This is a genomic window from Nonomuraea sp. NPDC049129 (assembly GCF_040648495.1).
Classification (GTDB): domain Bacteria; phylum Actinomycetota; class Actinomycetes; order Streptosporangiales; family Streptosporangiaceae; genus Nonomuraea.
The window spans coordinates 942,281-956,819 of sequence record NZ_JBEZDU010000002.1; the positions used below are offsets into that span (position 1 = coordinate 942,281).

Sequence of the window (14,539 nt, forward strand, 5' to 3'; positions counted from 1 at the left end):
TCTTTGTCGGAACGTAGATCGGGACTGTCGAAGCGTCAAGGCGGGCACTAGGCTCCGGCGGCGTGGAATACCTGGTCGGAGTCGCCGTGGTGACCGTGCTCGTGGGCGTGCCCGCGATCGTGCTCTGGAGGGTCCTGCGCGGGCGGCGCGAGCTGGGCACCAGCCCGGCCGAGCGGGCCACGTTCGAGACCCTGCACACCGCCTCACTGGCCGGGCCGCCGCTGCGCGCCGGGCTGACCGAGGAGGCCGTGCAGAAGGCGTCGCGGCACCTGCGTACGCTGCTCGGCTCGTCGGCGCTGGCGATCACCGACGGGAAGCGGCTGCTCGTCTACGACGGCGCGGGGGAGCACCACGCGGGTCAGGCGTTCGAGCACGCGGGCGCGACGCTGAAGGACGGCCGCACCCAGGTGCTCGCCATCGAGTGCGAGCTGCTCGAATGCCCGATCCGGCACGCCGTGGTCGTACCGCTCACCACCGACGACCGGGTCGTCGGCGCGCTGGCGGCCTACGGTCCGCACGCCTCGGCGGGGTTGGTCAGGGCCGCCCAGGAGGTGGCCGGTTGGGTGGACTCGCAGCTGGAGCTGGCCGAGCTGGACCGCTCCCGCACCCTGCTGATGGAGGCCGAGGTACGGGCGCTGCGGGCGCAGATCTCGCCGCACTTCATCTACAACTCGCTGACCACGATCGCGTCTTTCGTCCGCACCGACCCGGAACGCGCCCGCGAGCTGCTGCTGGAGTTCGCCGACTTCACCCGCTACTCCTTCCGCCGGCACGGCGAGTTCACCACGCTGGCCGAGGAGCTGCGCTCGATCGACCGCTACCTGATCCTGGAACGCGCCCGTTTCGGCGACCAGCTCCAGGTGACCCTCCGCATCGCCCCCGAGGTGCTGCCCGTCGCGGTGCCGTTCCTGTGCCTGCAGCCGCTGGTGGAGAACGCCGTCCGCCACGGCCTGGAGAGCAAGAACGGCGTCGGTCGCATCACGATCGTCGCCGAGGACGCCGGAGCCGAGTGCCGCCTCAGCGTCGAGGACGACGGCCTCGGCATGGAGCCCGACAAGCTGCGCCGCATCCTCGCAGGTGAGATAGCCCCCGCGGGCGGCGTGGGGCTGGCCAACGTGGACGAGCGACTGCGCCAGGTGTACGGAGACGAGTATGGGCTGGTCGTCGAGACGGGCCCCGGCGCGGGCACGAAGGTCAACATCAGGTTGCCGAAGTATCACCCCGGCGTCTCGGCCCGTTGACCTCGATCTTTGTTGTCGGTTTTATCACTGTGTATGGCACAACTCCGGGTCCTCGCCGTCGACGACGAGCTACCCGCTCTGGAAGACCTGTCGTACTTACTGCGCGCCGACCCTCGTATCGGGGAGGTGGCCACCGCGAGGGACGGCGCCGCGGCGCTGAAGCTGCTCGACCGGGCCATCGCCGACGGCCGGCCGATCGACGCCGTCTTCCTCGACATCAGGATGCGCGGGCTCGACGGCGTGGTGCTCGGGCGGCTGCTGTCGCAGTTCGCCAATCCGCCCCGGGTCGTGTTCGTCACCGCGTACGAGGAGCACGCGGTCGACGCCTTCGAGATCAAGGCCGAGGACTACCTGCTCAAACCGGTGCGCCCCGAACGGCTGGCCGAGGCGATCAGGCGGGTGGCCGTCTCGGCCGACGTGCCGGTCGAGCTCGGCGAGTCCGACACCATCCCGGTCGAGCTGGGCGGCGTGACCCGGTTCGTCTCCAGCGCCGACGTGGTGTACGTCGAGGCGCACGGCGACTACGCCCGCCTGCACACCGCCGCCGGCAGCCACCTGGTACGCATCCCGCTGGCCACGCTGGAGGACCGCTGGGCCTCGGCCGGGTTCGTCCGGGTGCACCGCAGCCACCTCGTCGCGGTCAAGCACATCGAGGAGCTGCACATCGACTCCGGCAAGTGCACGGTCCGGGTCGGCGACACCGAGATCCCGGTCAGCCGCCGCCACACCCGCGAACTGCGCGACATGCTCGTCCGCCGGGCCAAGAGAGGACGGCCGGAGTGAGCCCGGAGCCCCGCCCCGCCCGCCGGGTGCCGCTCGCCCGCCACGACACGGCGCGCCGGGTCACGGTGACGAGCCCTCGCACCGCCGCCGCGCGCCGCCCCCGCTACCCGGCCACCCGCGAGATCGACGAGCAGACGCACCTCGGCGAGGTGTACATGCGCTCGCTGCTACGCACCCAGTTCCGGCTGGCCCTGTTCGTCTGCACGGTGCTGGCGTGCGTGGTGGGCGGTCTGCCGCTGCTGTTCCTGGCCATCCCGGAGCTGCGCGAGGCGGACCTGCTGGGCATCCCGCTGCCGTGGGCGGTGCTCGCCGGCCTCATCTACCCCGCCTTCGTCGTGGGCGCGTGGCTCTACGTACGGCAGGCCGAACGCAACGAGCGCCACTTCGCCGACCTGGTCGAACGCCCATGAGCCTCACCGCGGTCGTCATCGTGGTGGTGGCGGCCGTGCTCATCGGGGCGTTCGGCATCCGGTTCTCCCGTACCACCTCCGACTTCTACGTCGCCTCCCGCTCGGTCAGCCCGCTGTGGAACGCCTCGGCGATCGGCGGCGAGTACCTGTCGGCGGCGTCGTTCCTCGGGGTGGCGGGGCTGATCCTGTCGTTCGGCGCCGACATGCTGTGGCTGCCCGTCGGCTGGACCGGCGGCTACCTCGTGCTGCTCGTGCTGGTCTCCGCGCCGTTGCGCCGCTCGGGCGCGTACACGCTGCCCGACTTCGCCGAGGCCAGGCTGGAGTCGATGACCGTACGCCGCACGGCCAGCGTGCTCGTCGTGCTCATCGGCTGGCTCTACCTGATGCCGCAGTTCCAGAGCGCGGGCCTGGTGCTGCGGACGGTCACCGGGGCGCCGGTGTGGGTGGGCGGGCTGCTGGTGGCGGCCGTGGTCGCGGTCAACGTGCTGTCGGGCGGCATGCGGTCGATCACGTTCGTGCAGGCGTTCCAGTACTGGCTCAAGCTGACGGCGCTGGCCGTACCGCTGGTGTTCCTGCTCATGGCGTGGCGCGCGGACGGGGCGCCCGCGGTGAGCGCGGCCGACGCGGCCACCTGGCAGGTGCCGCTCGCCGGCGGCAAGGAGTACGGCCTGTACTCGACGTACTCGCTGATCCTGGCCACCTTCCTCGGCACGATGGGCCTGCCGCACGTACTCGTCCGCTTCTACACCAACCCCGACGGCCGGACCGCGCGCCGCACCACGCTCGTGGTCCTGTCGCTGCTCGGCGCGTTCTACCTGCTGCCCGCGCTGTACGGCTGGCTGGGCCGGTTGTACGTACCCGAACTGGTGGGGACCGACGCGGTCGTGCTGACCCTGCCGGAGCGGATGGTCGGCGGCACCCTGGGCGACCTGCTGACCGCGCTCGTCACGGCGGGGGCGTTCGCGGCGTTCCTGTCCACCTCGTCGGGGCTGACCGTGTCGGTGGCCGGAGTGATCGCCCAGGACCTGCTCAAGGGCAGCGTCCGCTCGTTCAGGGCCGCCACGCTCATGGCGGTCGCGGTGCCGCTGGCCCTGGCGCTGTGGGCGCGGGCCCTGCCGGTGGCCGACGTGGTGGGGCTGGCGTTCGCGGTGGCGGCCTCGTCGTTCTGCCCGCTGCTCGTGCTCGGCATCTGGTGGCGCCGCCTCAGCACCACGGGCGCGCTGGCCGGGCTGCTCGTGGGCGGCGGCCTGGCCAGCGCGGCGGTGCTGGCCACGATAACCGGCGGGCCGTACGACGGGCTCGCGGGCGCCCTGCTGGCCCAGCCGGCCGCCTGGACGGTGCCGATCGCGTTCGCGGTGATGGTGTCGGTGTCGTTCCTGACGCCGCACCGGGTCCCGGCGGGAGTGGCGCGGACCATGGTCCGCCTGCACACCCCGGAGGACCTGGACCTGGACCGCGGCGACTGGCGGCCCCGCTCGTCCTGAGTCTCAAGGAGGCTGCTCGCCGGAGCCGCGGGTGATCAGTTCGACCGGTACCTTGACCCGCCGCGGCTGGTCCGAGGGGTCGAGGAGCAGGTCCACCGCGCTGCGGCCCAGCCGCGTCACGTCGTAGCGCACCACCGTCACCCCCGGGTTGAACACCTCCGCCAGCGCGAAGTCGTCGAAGCCCACGAACGCCGGGCGTTCGGGACGCTCGCGCAGCGCCTGGAGGATGCCGATCGCGGCCCGGTTGTTGGTGGCGAAGAACGCCGTCGGCGGGTCGGCCAGCGACAGCAGGCGCGTCACCTCCTGTCCGGCCCGCCACGGGTCGAACACCTCCCGCACCACCAGCGACTCGTCCACCGCCACCCCGGCCTCCCGCAGCGCCGCGCGGTAGCCGGAGGCGCGGTCGTGGACCGAGCTCAGCCCGTCGTCGTCGGAGATCAGCCCGATGCGCCGGTGTCCGTGCCGCAGCAGGTGCTCCGTCGCCATCCGGCCGCCCCTGACGTCGTCCAGCAGCACCACGTCCGCCTGCTCCAGGCCGTGCGGCACCCGGTCCACGAACACCGTGGTCAGGCCGCCGTGCTCGCCGAGCCAGCCGTGGTCGGCGGCCGACGGCACGATGATCAGCGAGTCGACGCCCCGGGCGTACATGGACTCCACGAGCATCCGCTCCCGCTCCGGACGCTCCTCGTACGAGCCGAAGACGACCAGCGCCTCATGGTCGGCCGCCGCCGATTCCACCGCCTTGGCCAGGCGGGAGTAGAACTCGTTGGAGATGTTCTCCATGACCAGGCCGAGGGTCAGCATGGTGGCGCGGCGGGCCAGCCGGCTGGCCGCCTCGTTGCGGCGGAAGCCGAGCGCGCTGATGGCCTCCTGCACCCGCTGCCGCAGCGGCGCGCTCACGTGCGGCTCCTGGTTGACCACCCGCGAGACGGTCTTCAGGCTCACCCCCGCGCGCCTGGCGACGTCGGCCATGGTCGGGTTGATGGCTCCCTTGTGGCCTGTCATATGGTGCCCCCATGGATGATGAATGGATCTGCGGACGGCTGGGCGAGGACGAGCCGTGGATGCTGGGCGCGGTCAACCCGCCGGTGTTCGAGAACTCCCTGTTCACCTTCGAGACGGCCGGCGAACTGGGTGAGGCGATCAGGAACGAGGACGAGCGCTACGTCTACTGGCGGGGCACCAACCCGACGGTCGACCTGGCGCAGCGCAAGCTTGCCGCGCTGGAGCGGGGGGAGCGGGCCAAGTGTTTCGCCTCGGGAATGGGCGCGATCGCCGCGACCATCTCCTCGCTGGTGAAGGCCGGTGACCATGTGCTGGTGCTGGGCGCGGTCTATGGGCCCACCACCCAGTTCCTGCGTTACCTGGAGAAGTTCGGCGTCACGCATACGCACGTCGATGACCTCGAAGGCTGTGACAGCGCTATCACGGCGAGCACCCGCCTACTCTACTTCGAGTCGCCCTCCTACATGGCCTACGCCGTCGTGGACATCGCGGAGGTGACCGCCTGGGCGCGGGAGCGGGGGCTGGTGACGGTGATGGACAACACCTGGTCCACGCCGCTGTTCCAGAAGCCGCTGACGCTCGGGGTGGACCTGGTCGTGCACTCGCTGTCGAAGTACATCGGCGGCCACAGCGACCTGGTCGGCGGCGTGGTGATCGGGCCGTCGCGGCTCATCAGGCCGCTGGCGCTGACCGAGTACCAGCTCTACGGGGCGGCCATGTCGCCGCACGACGCGGCCAAGGTGATCAAGGGCCTGCGTACGCTGCCGGTACGGATGGCGGCGCACCAGGAGCGCGGGCTGGCGGTGGCCGGGTTCCTGGCGGATCATCCGGCGGTGCGGCGGGTCAACTATCCGGGGCTGCCCTCGCATCCCGGTCACGCGCAGGCGCTTCGCCAGATGTCCGGCTTCTCCAGCCTGTTCAGCCTGGAACTGGACACCGACTCCCGGCCGGTGGTCGCAGCATTCATCGATTTGTTGCGATATTTCAGGATCGGGGTGTCTTGGGGAGGCTTTGAGAGTCTGGTCAACGCGCCCGCGCTCTCGACCGAGGAGAGCGTACGAGCGACCATGGGCATCCCGATCGGGCTGGTCCGTCTGTCGGTCGGGCTGGAACCCGCCGATACGTTGATCAAGGACCTCGGTCTAGCGCTGGAGGGTGCCAGTCCCCTAGCGTGATTGACAGCGCTGTCTTTCCTCTCTGGAGGCTCAGATGAGAACCCCCCTCCTCGCGTCCTTCGTCGCGGCAACCCTGGTGCTCGCGGGCTGCGGCTCCGGGTCGTCCTCTGGAGAGGTACGGCTGCGCATGATCGAGAGCCTGACCAGCCCCGAGCGGACGAAGCTGATCAAGACCTTGATCGCGGACTTCGAGAAGGCGAACCCGAAGATCAAGGTGGAGCTGATCTCGCCGCCGCTCGACAGCGCCGACCAGAAGATCACCCAGATCCTGCAGACGAAGAAGGGCTTGGACGTCCTGGAGGTCCGCGACCACACGGCCAAGTCCTTCTCCAACAACGGCTGGCTGGCCGTACTGCCGACCACGGACTGGCCGGGCTGGTCGGACCTGACCGAGCTGGCCCAGAAGAAGGCGGTCGAGGTCGGCGGCAAGCCGTACCTCATCCCGTACGGCTTCTATGAGCGCACGCTGTTCTACCGGACCGACTGGGGCATGACCCAGCCGCCCACGACCTGGCAGGAGCTCTACGAGGCCGGCAAGAAGATGACCTCGGGCGACAGGTTCGGCTACTCCTTCCGGGGCGGCAAGGGCGGCGCCGACTACGTCGTCCAGATGATCAGCGCCTACAACGGCGAGGCCCTGAACCCCGAGAAATCCTTCTTCCTCAAGGACAAGCGGACGATCTTCTCGACCCCCGAGGCCGTCCAGGCCACGGACCTGTTCGTGAAGATCTTCAAGGAGATCTCGCCGCCCGACTCGGTGTCGTGGGGCTACCCGGAGATGGTCCAGGGCTTCACCTCGGGCGTCACCGGCATGCTCATCCAGGACCCCGAAGTGATCAAGACGGTCGAGGAGAGCTCGGTCAAGACCTGGTCCACGGCCCCGATCCCCAAGGGCCCGTCGGGCTACGCCTTCCAGCCGGTCGGCTACGCCGGCTGGGGCGCGACCTCCTTCAGCCAGCACCCCAAGGAGGCGGTCAAGCTGGTGCAGTTCCTGTCGGAGGCCAAGCAGAGCATCGCCTTCGCCAAGGGCAACTCGCTCATCCCGATCTCCAAGCAGGCCCAGGGCGACCCGCAGTTCTCCCAGGGCGCCTGGAAGGCCTACCTTCAGGCGCAGCAGGACCCCAAGCAGGTGATCACGATCCGGCCGGTCGACTACCCGGGCTGGAGCCAGTTCCAGGTCGACTCCGACCGTGACGTGCAGGCGCTGCTCACCGGCAAGAAGACCACGGCCGAGGTGCTCAAGTCGTGGGACGCGTTCTGGACGGACCAGGCGAAGAAGGTCTCGTGAGCGTAGGATCGGCCAGACCCGCGTTCACCACCCGCAAGGCCAGGTTCATCGCCCTGTGCCTGCTGCCCGGCGTGGTCTTCGTGGTGCTCTTCACGTACTACCCGGTGATCCGCGGCGCGATCATCGCCTTCCAGCAGTACAACCTGTTCGACCTGACCTCGACGCCGTTCGTGGGCCTGGAGAACTTTCGTGCCGTGCTGGCCGAGGACCGGTTCTGGACGGCGCTCCGCAACACCGGCACCTGGGTGGTCGTGTCGCTGTTCTTCCAGTTCTTCCTCGGCTTCGGGCTGGCGCTGCTGCTGCGGCGGCACTTCCGCGGCCGGGGGCTCTACCAGGCGTGGGTGTTCTTCCCCTGGGCGATGTCGGGGTTCCTGATCGGGCTGCTGTGGCGGTGGATGTTCAACGGGCAGTTCGGGGTGATCAACGACCTGCTGCTCAGGAGCGGGATCATCGAGCACCGCATCGGCTTCCTCGCGACGCCCGGGTGGGCGATGACCTCGGTCATCGTCGCCAACGTCTGGTACGGCGTGACCTTCTTCGCCATCATGATCATGGCGGCCCTGCAGTCGGTGCCCCGTGAGCTCTATGAGGCGGCGGACGTGGACGGGGCGTCACGGCTGAGGCAGTTCTGGCACGTGACGCTGCCGCACATCCGGCCGACGCTGGCGCTGATCGTGCTGCTGCGCATCATCTGGATCCTGAACTTCCCCGACCTGATCTACTCGATGACCGGCGGCGGACCCGCGGGGAGCACCGACATCATCACCACGTTCCTCATCCAGCAGGTGATCGGCGGCGACTACGGCCGAGGGGGCGCGGTCGGCATGCTCGTCCTCGGCCTGCTGCTCGCCTTCAGCGTCTTCTACCTGAACGCCACCCGATTCGAGAAGGCCCGATGAGACGCCTGGCCAAAGCGATCGTGCTCGGCGTCTGGCTGCTGATCACGCTCTTCCCCCTCTACTGGATCGTCGTCACCTCGCTCAAGCCCAAGGCCGAGATCTTCTCGATGCCGATCAAATACTGGCCGGGCAACGTGACGTTCGAGCACTACGCGGACCTGTTCTCCTTCGCCGACTTCGGCACCTACCTGCTCAACAGCCTGCTCGTCTCGCTGGTGGCGGCCGGGGCGGTGACCATGATCGGCGTGCTCGGCGGCTACACGCTGGCCCGCTTCAGCTTCCCCGGGCGGGGTGCGCTCATGCTGGCCTTCCTGGTCACCCAGATGCTCCCGCTGTTCATCGCGCTCGGCCCGCTCTATCTGCTGATGTCCGACCTCGACCTGCTCAACCGGCTGGCCGGGCTCATGCTCGTGTACGTCGCCATGCTGGTGCCGTTCTCCACGATCATCATGCGCGGCTTCTACGAGCGCGTCCCCGTGGCCCTGGAGGAGGCCGCGCAGGTCGACGGGGCCTCCCGGCTGGTCGCCATGGTCCGGGTGGTGATCCCGGTGATGCTGCCGGGCATCGCCGCGACGTTCATCTTCGCCTTCGTGCAGTGCTGGAACGAGTTGTTCCTGGCGATCACGTTCATCGACAGCGAGGACGCCAAGACCATCCCCGTCGCCATGAACTCCTTCATCACCCAGTACGACATCGACTGGGGCTCGATGGCCGCCGCCACCGTGGTCTCGGTGCTGCCGACGCTGGTGCTGTTCGCCGCGATCCGCCGCTACATCGTCGAAGGGCTCACGGCCGGCGCGGTCAAGGGGTGACGACCGTCAGCCGGTGAGCGCGGCCATGAGCTCGTCTCTGCCGCTGGCGCCGGTCTTGCGGAACACCGCCTTCAGGTGGTCGTTGACCGTGTGCACCGACAGGTCGAGGCGGCGGGCGATCTGCTTGGGGGCCGCGCCGTCGTACAGGCACTCCACGACGCACCGTTCGCGCGGGGTGATGCCGTACCAGTCGCAGAACGAGGGGAGCAGCAGCGGGCCGGTGGCCGCCTGGATGACGATGGCCACATCGCCGTCGCCGTCGGGGGAGAGGGGCTGGCCCTCGATCACCGTCCAGCGGCCGAAGCTGGCCGCCGGCGCGCAGATCAGCGGGCGCCAGGAGTCGGGGTCGCGGGCGTACGTCCGCGTGTCGAGTGACAGGCCGATCATCGACGTGTCGGCCAGCCAGTCGGGCAGGTCGCACCGGCCGGGCGTCCACATCTGCGCCAGCCACGCGCGGGCCTGCGGCGTGACCGCGCGGACGGCGTGGTCGGCGCCTATCACGATCAGGCCCGCGGGCAGCACCGGGAACGACGGGGTCAGCGGCGCGACGGTCACATAGCGGCGCAGCGCGGCCAGCAGCGCCGGGGCCAGCCGTACCGCTCTGTCCGCGTCCTCGGCGCCGAACGGCCGCCCGCCCTCCGAGCGGATCAGCCCGAGCAACCCCCACACGCCGCGGGAGTCGCGCAGCAGCAGTCGGAGTTCGCAGCCCGCACCGTGTGCCAGCAGCACCTCCCGCGTCAGCCGGTCGCCGTGCAGGTCGCACGGCCCCTCGCCGTGCTGCTTGCAGCGGCTGCCGTCGCATCCCGCGCCCACCAGGCCCACCGGCACGGGCCGCCGGGCCAGCGCGGCCGGGCGGCACGGATCGTCGTCGAGGTAGCGGCTCATCGCGAGCGCGCGGATGAGCGCCGGCTCGTAGCGGTGCCAGAAGCTGAAGGACCCGAGCCCCAGCCCGGTCGCCGGGCTGGTGCCGACCAGCCGCAGCGCGTCATGACTGACCCACCGCGAGACGGCGCGCGAGATCGCCTCACCCAGCTCGTCGGGGCTGGCGCCCTGCCCCATCGCCGCGTTGAGCTCGCGGAAGAGCCGATCCTCCGATGGAATCACGCCGATCACATCAGCATGGCGGGAGGGCTCACCACAATCGCCTCTCAGGGTAGTCATTTGATCACTCAGAGTAAGTATGAACCTGATGGCCTTTCGCCCCGAGTGTGCTGTAAGGAGGCAAGGTGGCAGATGAGTTACTGGTGGTGAGATGTCAGCTCGCTCAAGGAGCCGGGCCGGTTCGCGCCGTGGCTGGCTGTTCACGATGCAGGCGCGAATTGCCGTGACCGTTCATCGCGGCGCCGGTGCTAGTCGTCGTGACCGTTCATCGCGTGGATGCGACCTTTCGCCGCAACTCCCTCCCAACTAGGCGCTGAGCTGCGGCGGCTCGCCGAACAGCCTCCCCAGGGGCCTCCACGAAGGATAGGTTTCGCTCCTATCTTGTGCGTGATCCGCATCACAGTGGAGGGCTCGTGACGACTAAACAACATGACGCATCCGTCTATGAAGAGATTCAGGGGAGCGCCGAATTCCAGGACCTGAAGCGGCGCTTCCGGCGGTGGACGTTCCCGATGACCGCGGCGTTCCTGGTGTGGTACCTGCTCTACGTGGTGCTGTCCGGGTGGGCGCGTGACTTCATGGGGATCAAGCTGTTCGGCAACATCAACGTGGCGCTGATCTTCGGCCTGCTGCAGTTCGTCTCCACGTTCTGGATCGCGTGGGCGTACTCCAGGCACGCCGACAAGAAGCTCGACCCGATCGCCGACAAGCTCCGCCACGAGGTCGAGGAGAAGACCCAGTGAAGTCCGAGACCCTGGCCACCATCCTCTTCCTCACCTTCGTCGCGCTCACGCTGGTCATCACGTTCTGGGCCAGCAGGCAGACGAAGACCGCGGCCGACTACTACGCCGGCGGCCGGTCGTTCAGCGGCGTGCAGAACGGCCTGGCGATCGGCGGCGACTACATGTCGGCCGCGTCCTTCCTCGGCATCGCCGGCATCATCGCCCTGTCCGGCTACGACGGGTTCCTCTACTCCATCGGCTTCCTGGTGGCGTGGCTGGTCGCGCTGCTGCTGGTCGCCGAGCTGATGCGTAACTCCGGCAAGTTCACGATGGCCGACGTGCTGGCCTTCCGGATGAGCCCGCGCCCGGTCAGGACCGCCGCGGGCGTGTCCACGATCACGGTGAGCATCTTCTACCTGCTGGCGCAGATGGTGGGCGCGGGCGCCCTGGTCGGCCTGCTGCTCGGCATCACCAGCCCCTCGGGCAAGGCGTGGACGATCGTCGGGGTGGGCGCCCTGATGATCGTGTACGTGGTGTTCGGCGGCATGAAGGGCACCACCTGGGTGCAGATCGTCAAGGCCGTCCTGCTGATGACCGGCGCCGCCCTGATCACCCTCCTGGTGCTGGGCCACTACGGCTTCAACCTGTCGTCCCTGCTGGGCGACGCGGCGACGCAGAGCGGCAAGGGCGAGGCATTCCTCAACGCGGGTGGCAAGTACGCCACGGCGGCGCAGGGACTCACGGGCAAGATCGACCTGATCAGCCTCGGTCTCGCCCTGGTCCTCGGTACGGCGGGCCTGCCGCACATCCTGATCCGCTTCTACACGGTCCCGACGGCCAAGGACGCCCGCAAGTCGGTGCTCTGGGGCATCGGCATCATCGGCGTCTTCTACCTGCTCACCCTGGTCCTCGGCTTCGGCGCGGCGGCCCTGGTCGGCAGCAAGGCCATCGCCGCCTCGGACAAGGCGGGCAACACGGCCGCACCGCTGCTGGCCAAGGCCGTCGGCGAGACGTTCCTCGGCTCGGCGGGCGGCACGATCCTGCTGGCGCTGATCGGCGCGGTGGCCTTCGCCACGATCCTGGCCGTGGTGGCCGGGCTCACGCTGGCCTCCTCCTCCAGTTTCTCGCACGACCTGTACGCGCACGTGTTCCGGCGCGGCAACGCCACCGAGCGCGAGGAGGTGCTGGTGGCCCGCATCTCGGCGTTCGTCATCGGCGCGGTCGCCATCGGCCTCGGCATCCTGGCGCAGGGACAGAACGTCGCGTTCCTGGTGGCGCTGGCGTTCGCGGTGGCCGCCTCGGGCAACCTGCCGGCGATCCTCTACAGCCTGTTCTGGAAGAGGTTCAACACCGCGGGCGCGGTCAGCGCCATCTACGGTGGCCTGATCTCCGCCCTGCTGCTGGTCATCTTCTCGCCGGTGGTGTCCGGCTCGGAGACGGCCCTGTTCAAGACGGCGCACTTCAACTGGTTCCCGCTGAGCAACCCGGGCATCATCTCGATCCCGCTGGGCTTCCTGTTCGGCTACCTCGGCACGATCCTGAGCAAGGAGTACAACGCGGCCAAGTACGCCGAGATCGAGGTCCGCTCGCTCACCGGTGTCGGCGCCGAGAAGGCCACCGAGCACTGACACCCGCTGGTCAAAGGGGCCCGGCTCCGGCCGGGCCCTTTCGTCTGCCACCCGCGCCGAGCAGGTACAGCAGGGCCCCACCACGAGCGGATCCAGACCGCCACGTCCGGCACCTCCTGCGCGTTGACGTGCGAGACGGCCTTGGGCAGCCGCCCCACAGCAGGTAGCGGGTGACCGCGCGGTCCTGCCGGATCTCCACGCCCATGTTCAGCGGCACCTCGACGCCGAGCAAGGCGAGCACCGCCAGGCCGAAGAAGCTCCAGTTGCCGAGGTTGATCCCGTGCTCGGCCGACGGGCTCCAGGCCGCGAAGTCCCACGGGTTCGTCGCCGCCGCGTTGCCCTGCAGCAGGTAGGCGAGCCCGGCCGCGAAGACGAACGCGATGATCCACCAGCCGAACGCGGCCGGACCGGCGCTCTGGATCACCGCGGCGTTCGTGATGAACAGCACGATCGCCACGAAGATGGCGACCATGTCGAACGTGGTGAGCACCTTCGGCAGGATCCCGCCCGCCACCCGCTCGGACAGCAGGTCGTCGCCGGACGTCGTCATGGGGCGGCCCCCCTCAGCAGCGGTTACCTGCCAAGATCCGCCGCGCACCGACCGGCGTCAAGCAGCCACGACCGTCGCGCTCCGACCGGCGTCAAGGAGCCACAGGCTCCGCGCGGAGTTTGGCGGAATGCTGTACCAGGGTGATCAGCACCTCCCTGCTCGAGTCGCGCTTCCTGGCGTCGCACATGATGATCGGGATTGACGGGTTCAGCTGGAGCGCCAGCCGTACCTCGTCGAGCTCGAACGTCCGCGAGCCCTCGAAGCAGTTGACCGCCACCACGAACGGCGTGCCACGGCGCTCGAAGTAGTCGATCGAGGGGAAGCAGTCGGCCAGGCGGCGGGTGTCGGCCAGGATGACCGCGCCCAGCGAGCCCTCGGCCAACTCGTCCCAGACGAACCAGAACCGCTCCTGCCCCGGCGTGCCGAACAGGTACAGCACGTAGTCGGGGCTGAGCGTGATGCGGCCGAAGTCCATCGCCACGGTCGTCGTCCGCTTGGCCTCTACGGATGAGATGTCGTCGATGCCGATGCCGCGGTCGGTCAGGATCTCCTCGGTCCGCAGGGGGCGCGTCTCGGAGACCGCGCCGACCAGCGTGGTCTTGCCCGCGCCGAAACCACCCGCGACCAGGATCTTGATCGCGGTCGGCAGGCGCGGGCGGTCAGAGCGATCGAAGGCCATCGAGCACCGCCCTGTACATCTTCATATCGTTCATGTCCACCTCGGATTGCGGTTCCTGGGCCGAGACGAGTTCCTTGTCGAACAGGTCGCCGAGGAGCACCCGGATTGTGCCCGCGGGCAGGTCCAGGTGCGCGGCGATCTCGGCGACGGACTTGGGCTCGCGGCAGAGCCGCAGGATCGACAGATGTTCGGGGTCGAGCCCGGCCTCGGGACCGGGCGTCGGGCCGATGGCCAGGGCCATGGAGATCAGGTCGAATTTGCCGTGGGTGGGCTGGGTCCGCCCCCGCGTCACCACGTAGGGCCGGATGATCTCCGGATCGACCCAGTGCTCGTCCTCGGGCCCGTCCGTGGGGCCGTGGCCAGGGGTGTTCACCGATCACCCCTGGCCACGGCCTCGACGCGGGCGCCCGAGGTGAGGTATTGGCCGACCCGGGCGACGAGCATGGCCATCTCGTAGGCGACCAGGCCGATGTCCGCGGTCTGCGCGCACAGGACGGCCAGGCACGCCCGTTCACCCGCCACGGTCACGATGAGGAATCGCGAGCGCCACTCCACCACCGTCTGCTTGACCACGCCACCGCTCACATGCTCCGACAGACCCTTGGCCAGGCTCTGCAGCCCGGAGGCCACCGCCGACAGATGCTCACCGTCGGGGGGGGGGCGCGCCCCCCGCCCCCGGGGGGGGGGTGGGTATATCACACCGTTAAAAGAAATCACACAAAACCAAAAATAGGTATGCGGGATTTGGGTTTTAATTGTGGG

General features: G+C 69.2%; 15 protein-coding genes and 1 pseudogene. 10 read left to right on the forward strand and 6 right to left on the reverse strand.

Annotated elements, in window-relative coordinates:
* The first annotated feature begins 62 nt into the window (after positions 1-62).
* Genes AB0B64_RS09315 through AB0B64_RS09330 form a run of 4 tightly spaced genes read left to right on the forward strand, consistent with a single transcriptional unit; the run spans position 63 to position 3,918 of the window.
* A complete protein-coding gene (locus AB0B64_RS09315; protein WP_357951129.1) occupies positions 63-1,241 on the forward strand; it encodes a histidine kinase in 1,179 nt (392 codons plus the stop codon).
* Positions 1,242-1,274: 33 nt separating this feature from the next.
* A complete protein-coding gene (locus tag AB0B64_RS09320; RefSeq protein ID WP_357951131.1) occupies positions 1,275-2,024 on the forward strand; it encodes a LytTR family DNA-binding domain-containing protein in 750 nt (249 codons plus the stop codon).
* The gene (locus tag AB0B64_RS09325; RefSeq protein WP_357951134.1) at positions 2,021-2,434 is read left to right on the forward strand and encodes a hypothetical protein; all 414 of its coding nucleotides are present in this window, start codon (positions 2,021-2,023) and stop codon (positions 2,432-2,434) included. The genes AB0B64_RS09320 and AB0B64_RS09325 overlap by 4 nt, the downstream gene beginning before the upstream one ends.
* Positions 2,431-3,918 carry a cation acetate symporter gene (locus AB0B64_RS09330; RefSeq protein ID WP_357951136.1) on the forward strand — a complete coding sequence of 496 codons (1,488 nt, stop codon included), beginning with the start codon at positions 2,431-2,433 and terminating at the stop codon, positions 3,916-3,918. Before AB0B64_RS09325 ends, AB0B64_RS09330 begins: the two co-directional genes overlap by 4 nt.
* A 3-nt stretch (positions 3,919-3,921) precedes the next feature.
* On the opposite strand, the gene AB0B64_RS09335 is transcribed toward AB0B64_RS09330, so the two are convergent.
* Positions 3,922-4,923: a LacI family DNA-binding transcriptional regulator gene (locus AB0B64_RS09335; protein WP_357951139.1), complete on the reverse strand. Its 1,002-nt coding sequence runs from the start codon at positions 4,921-4,923 to the stop codon at positions 3,922-3,924.
* 11 nt (positions 4,924-4,934) lie between these two features.
* Between AB0B64_RS09335 and AB0B64_RS09340 the strand changes: the two genes are divergently transcribed.
* The 4 genes from AB0B64_RS09340 to AB0B64_RS09355 are packed head-to-tail and all read left to right on the forward strand — an operon-like array spanning position 4,935 to position 9,097.
* Entirely contained in the window at positions 4,935-6,098 is a 1,164-nt protein-coding gene (locus tag AB0B64_RS09340) for an aminotransferase class I/II-fold pyridoxal phosphate-dependent enzyme (protein WP_357951142.1), read from the forward strand.
* 34 nt (positions 6,099-6,132) lie between these two features.
* On the forward strand, positions 6,133-7,386 hold the full coding sequence (locus AB0B64_RS09345; protein ID WP_357951144.1) for a sugar ABC transporter substrate-binding protein: 1,254 nt from the start codon (positions 6,133-6,135) through the stop codon (positions 7,384-7,386).
* Entirely contained in the window at positions 7,383-8,285 is a 903-nt protein-coding gene (locus AB0B64_RS09350; protein WP_358175945.1) for a sugar ABC transporter permease, read from the forward strand. The genes AB0B64_RS09345 and AB0B64_RS09350 overlap by 4 nt, the downstream gene beginning before the upstream one ends.
* Positions 8,282-9,097, forward strand: coding sequence for a carbohydrate ABC transporter permease (locus AB0B64_RS09355; protein WP_358175947.1), 816 nt, complete (start codon positions 8,282-8,284; stop codon positions 9,095-9,097). The genes AB0B64_RS09350 and AB0B64_RS09355 overlap by 4 nt, the downstream gene beginning before the upstream one ends.
* 6 nt (positions 9,098-9,103) lie before the next feature.
* On the opposite strand, the gene AB0B64_RS09360 is transcribed toward AB0B64_RS09355, so the two are convergent.
* On the reverse strand, positions 9,104-10,201 hold the full coding sequence (locus AB0B64_RS09360) for a helix-turn-helix transcriptional regulator (RefSeq protein ID WP_357951152.1): 1,098 nt from the start codon (positions 10,199-10,201) through the stop codon (positions 9,104-9,106).
* A 410-nt stretch (positions 10,202-10,611) separates the two neighbouring features.
* Between AB0B64_RS09360 and AB0B64_RS09365 the strand changes: the two genes are divergently transcribed.
* Complete coding sequence (locus AB0B64_RS09365; protein ID WP_357951155.1) at positions 10,612-10,941, forward strand: DUF485 domain-containing protein; 330 nt, start codon at positions 10,612-10,614, stop codon at positions 10,939-10,941.
* Entirely contained in the window at positions 10,938-12,548 is a 1,611-nt protein-coding gene (locus tag AB0B64_RS09370; protein WP_358175949.1) for a cation acetate symporter, read from the forward strand. Before AB0B64_RS09365 ends, AB0B64_RS09370 begins: the two co-directional genes overlap by 4 nt.
* Positions 12,549-12,558: 10 nt before the next feature.
* On the opposite strand, the gene AB0B64_RS09375 is transcribed toward AB0B64_RS09370, so the two are convergent.
* The 4 genes and pseudogenes from AB0B64_RS09375 to AB0B64_RS09390 form a co-directional block, all read right to left on the reverse strand.
* Positions 12,559-13,098, reverse strand: coding sequence for a hypothetical protein (locus tag AB0B64_RS09375; RefSeq protein WP_357951159.1), 540 nt, complete (start codon positions 13,096-13,098; stop codon positions 12,559-12,561).
* A 91-nt stretch (positions 13,099-13,189) separates the two neighbouring features.
* Positions 13,190-13,777 (reverse strand): ATP/GTP-binding protein, encoded by a 588-nt coding sequence (locus tag AB0B64_RS09380; protein WP_357951161.1) that lies wholly within the window; start codon positions 13,775-13,777, stop codon positions 13,190-13,192.
* A complete protein-coding gene (locus AB0B64_RS09385) occupies positions 13,758-14,150 on the reverse strand; it encodes a DUF742 domain-containing protein (RefSeq protein ID WP_357951163.1) in 393 nt (130 codons plus the stop codon). The genes AB0B64_RS09380 and AB0B64_RS09385 overlap by 20 nt, the downstream gene beginning before the upstream one ends.
* Positions 14,147-14,428 (reverse strand): annotated as a pseudogene (locus AB0B64_RS09390) (roadblock/LC7 domain-containing protein); the annotation flags it as partial. The gene AB0B64_RS09385 and the pseudogene AB0B64_RS09390, both read right to left, overlap by 4 nt.
* Positions 14,429-14,539: the final 111 nt, after the last annotated feature.

What these genes read in the sequence shown, in the direction of transcription:
- AB0B64_RS09320 (WP_357951131.1), top strand. Translation starts at nt 1,275, where the DNA reads ATGGCACAACTCCGGGTCCTCGCCGTCGACGACGAGCTACCCGCTCTG.
- AB0B64_RS09330 (WP_357951136.1), top strand. Translation starts at nt 2,431, where the DNA reads ATGAGCCTCACCGCGGTCGTCATCGTGGTGGTGGCGGCCGTGCTCATC.
- AB0B64_RS09335 (WP_357951139.1), bottom strand. Translation starts at nt 4,923, where the DNA reads ATGACAGGCCACAAGGGAGCCATCAACCCGACCATGGCCGACGTCGCC.
- AB0B64_RS09340 (WP_357951142.1), top strand. Translation starts at nt 4,935, where the DNA reads ATGGATGATGAATGGATCTGCGGACGGCTGGGCGAGGACGAGCCGTGG.
- AB0B64_RS09345 (WP_357951144.1), top strand. Translation starts at nt 6,133, where the DNA reads ATGAGAACCCCCCTCCTCGCGTCCTTCGTCGCGGCAACCCTGGTGCTC.
- AB0B64_RS09355 (WP_358175947.1), top strand. Translation starts at nt 8,282, where the DNA reads ATGAGACGCCTGGCCAAAGCGATCGTGCTCGGCGTCTGGCTGCTGATC.
- AB0B64_RS09375 (WP_357951159.1), bottom strand. Translation starts at nt 13,098, where the DNA reads ATGACGACGTCCGGCGACGACCTGCTGTCCGAGCGGGTGGCGGGCGGG.
- AB0B64_RS09380 (WP_357951161.1), bottom strand. Translation starts at nt 13,777, where the DNA reads ATGGCCTTCGATCGCTCTGACCGCCCGCGCCTGCCGACCGCGATCAAG.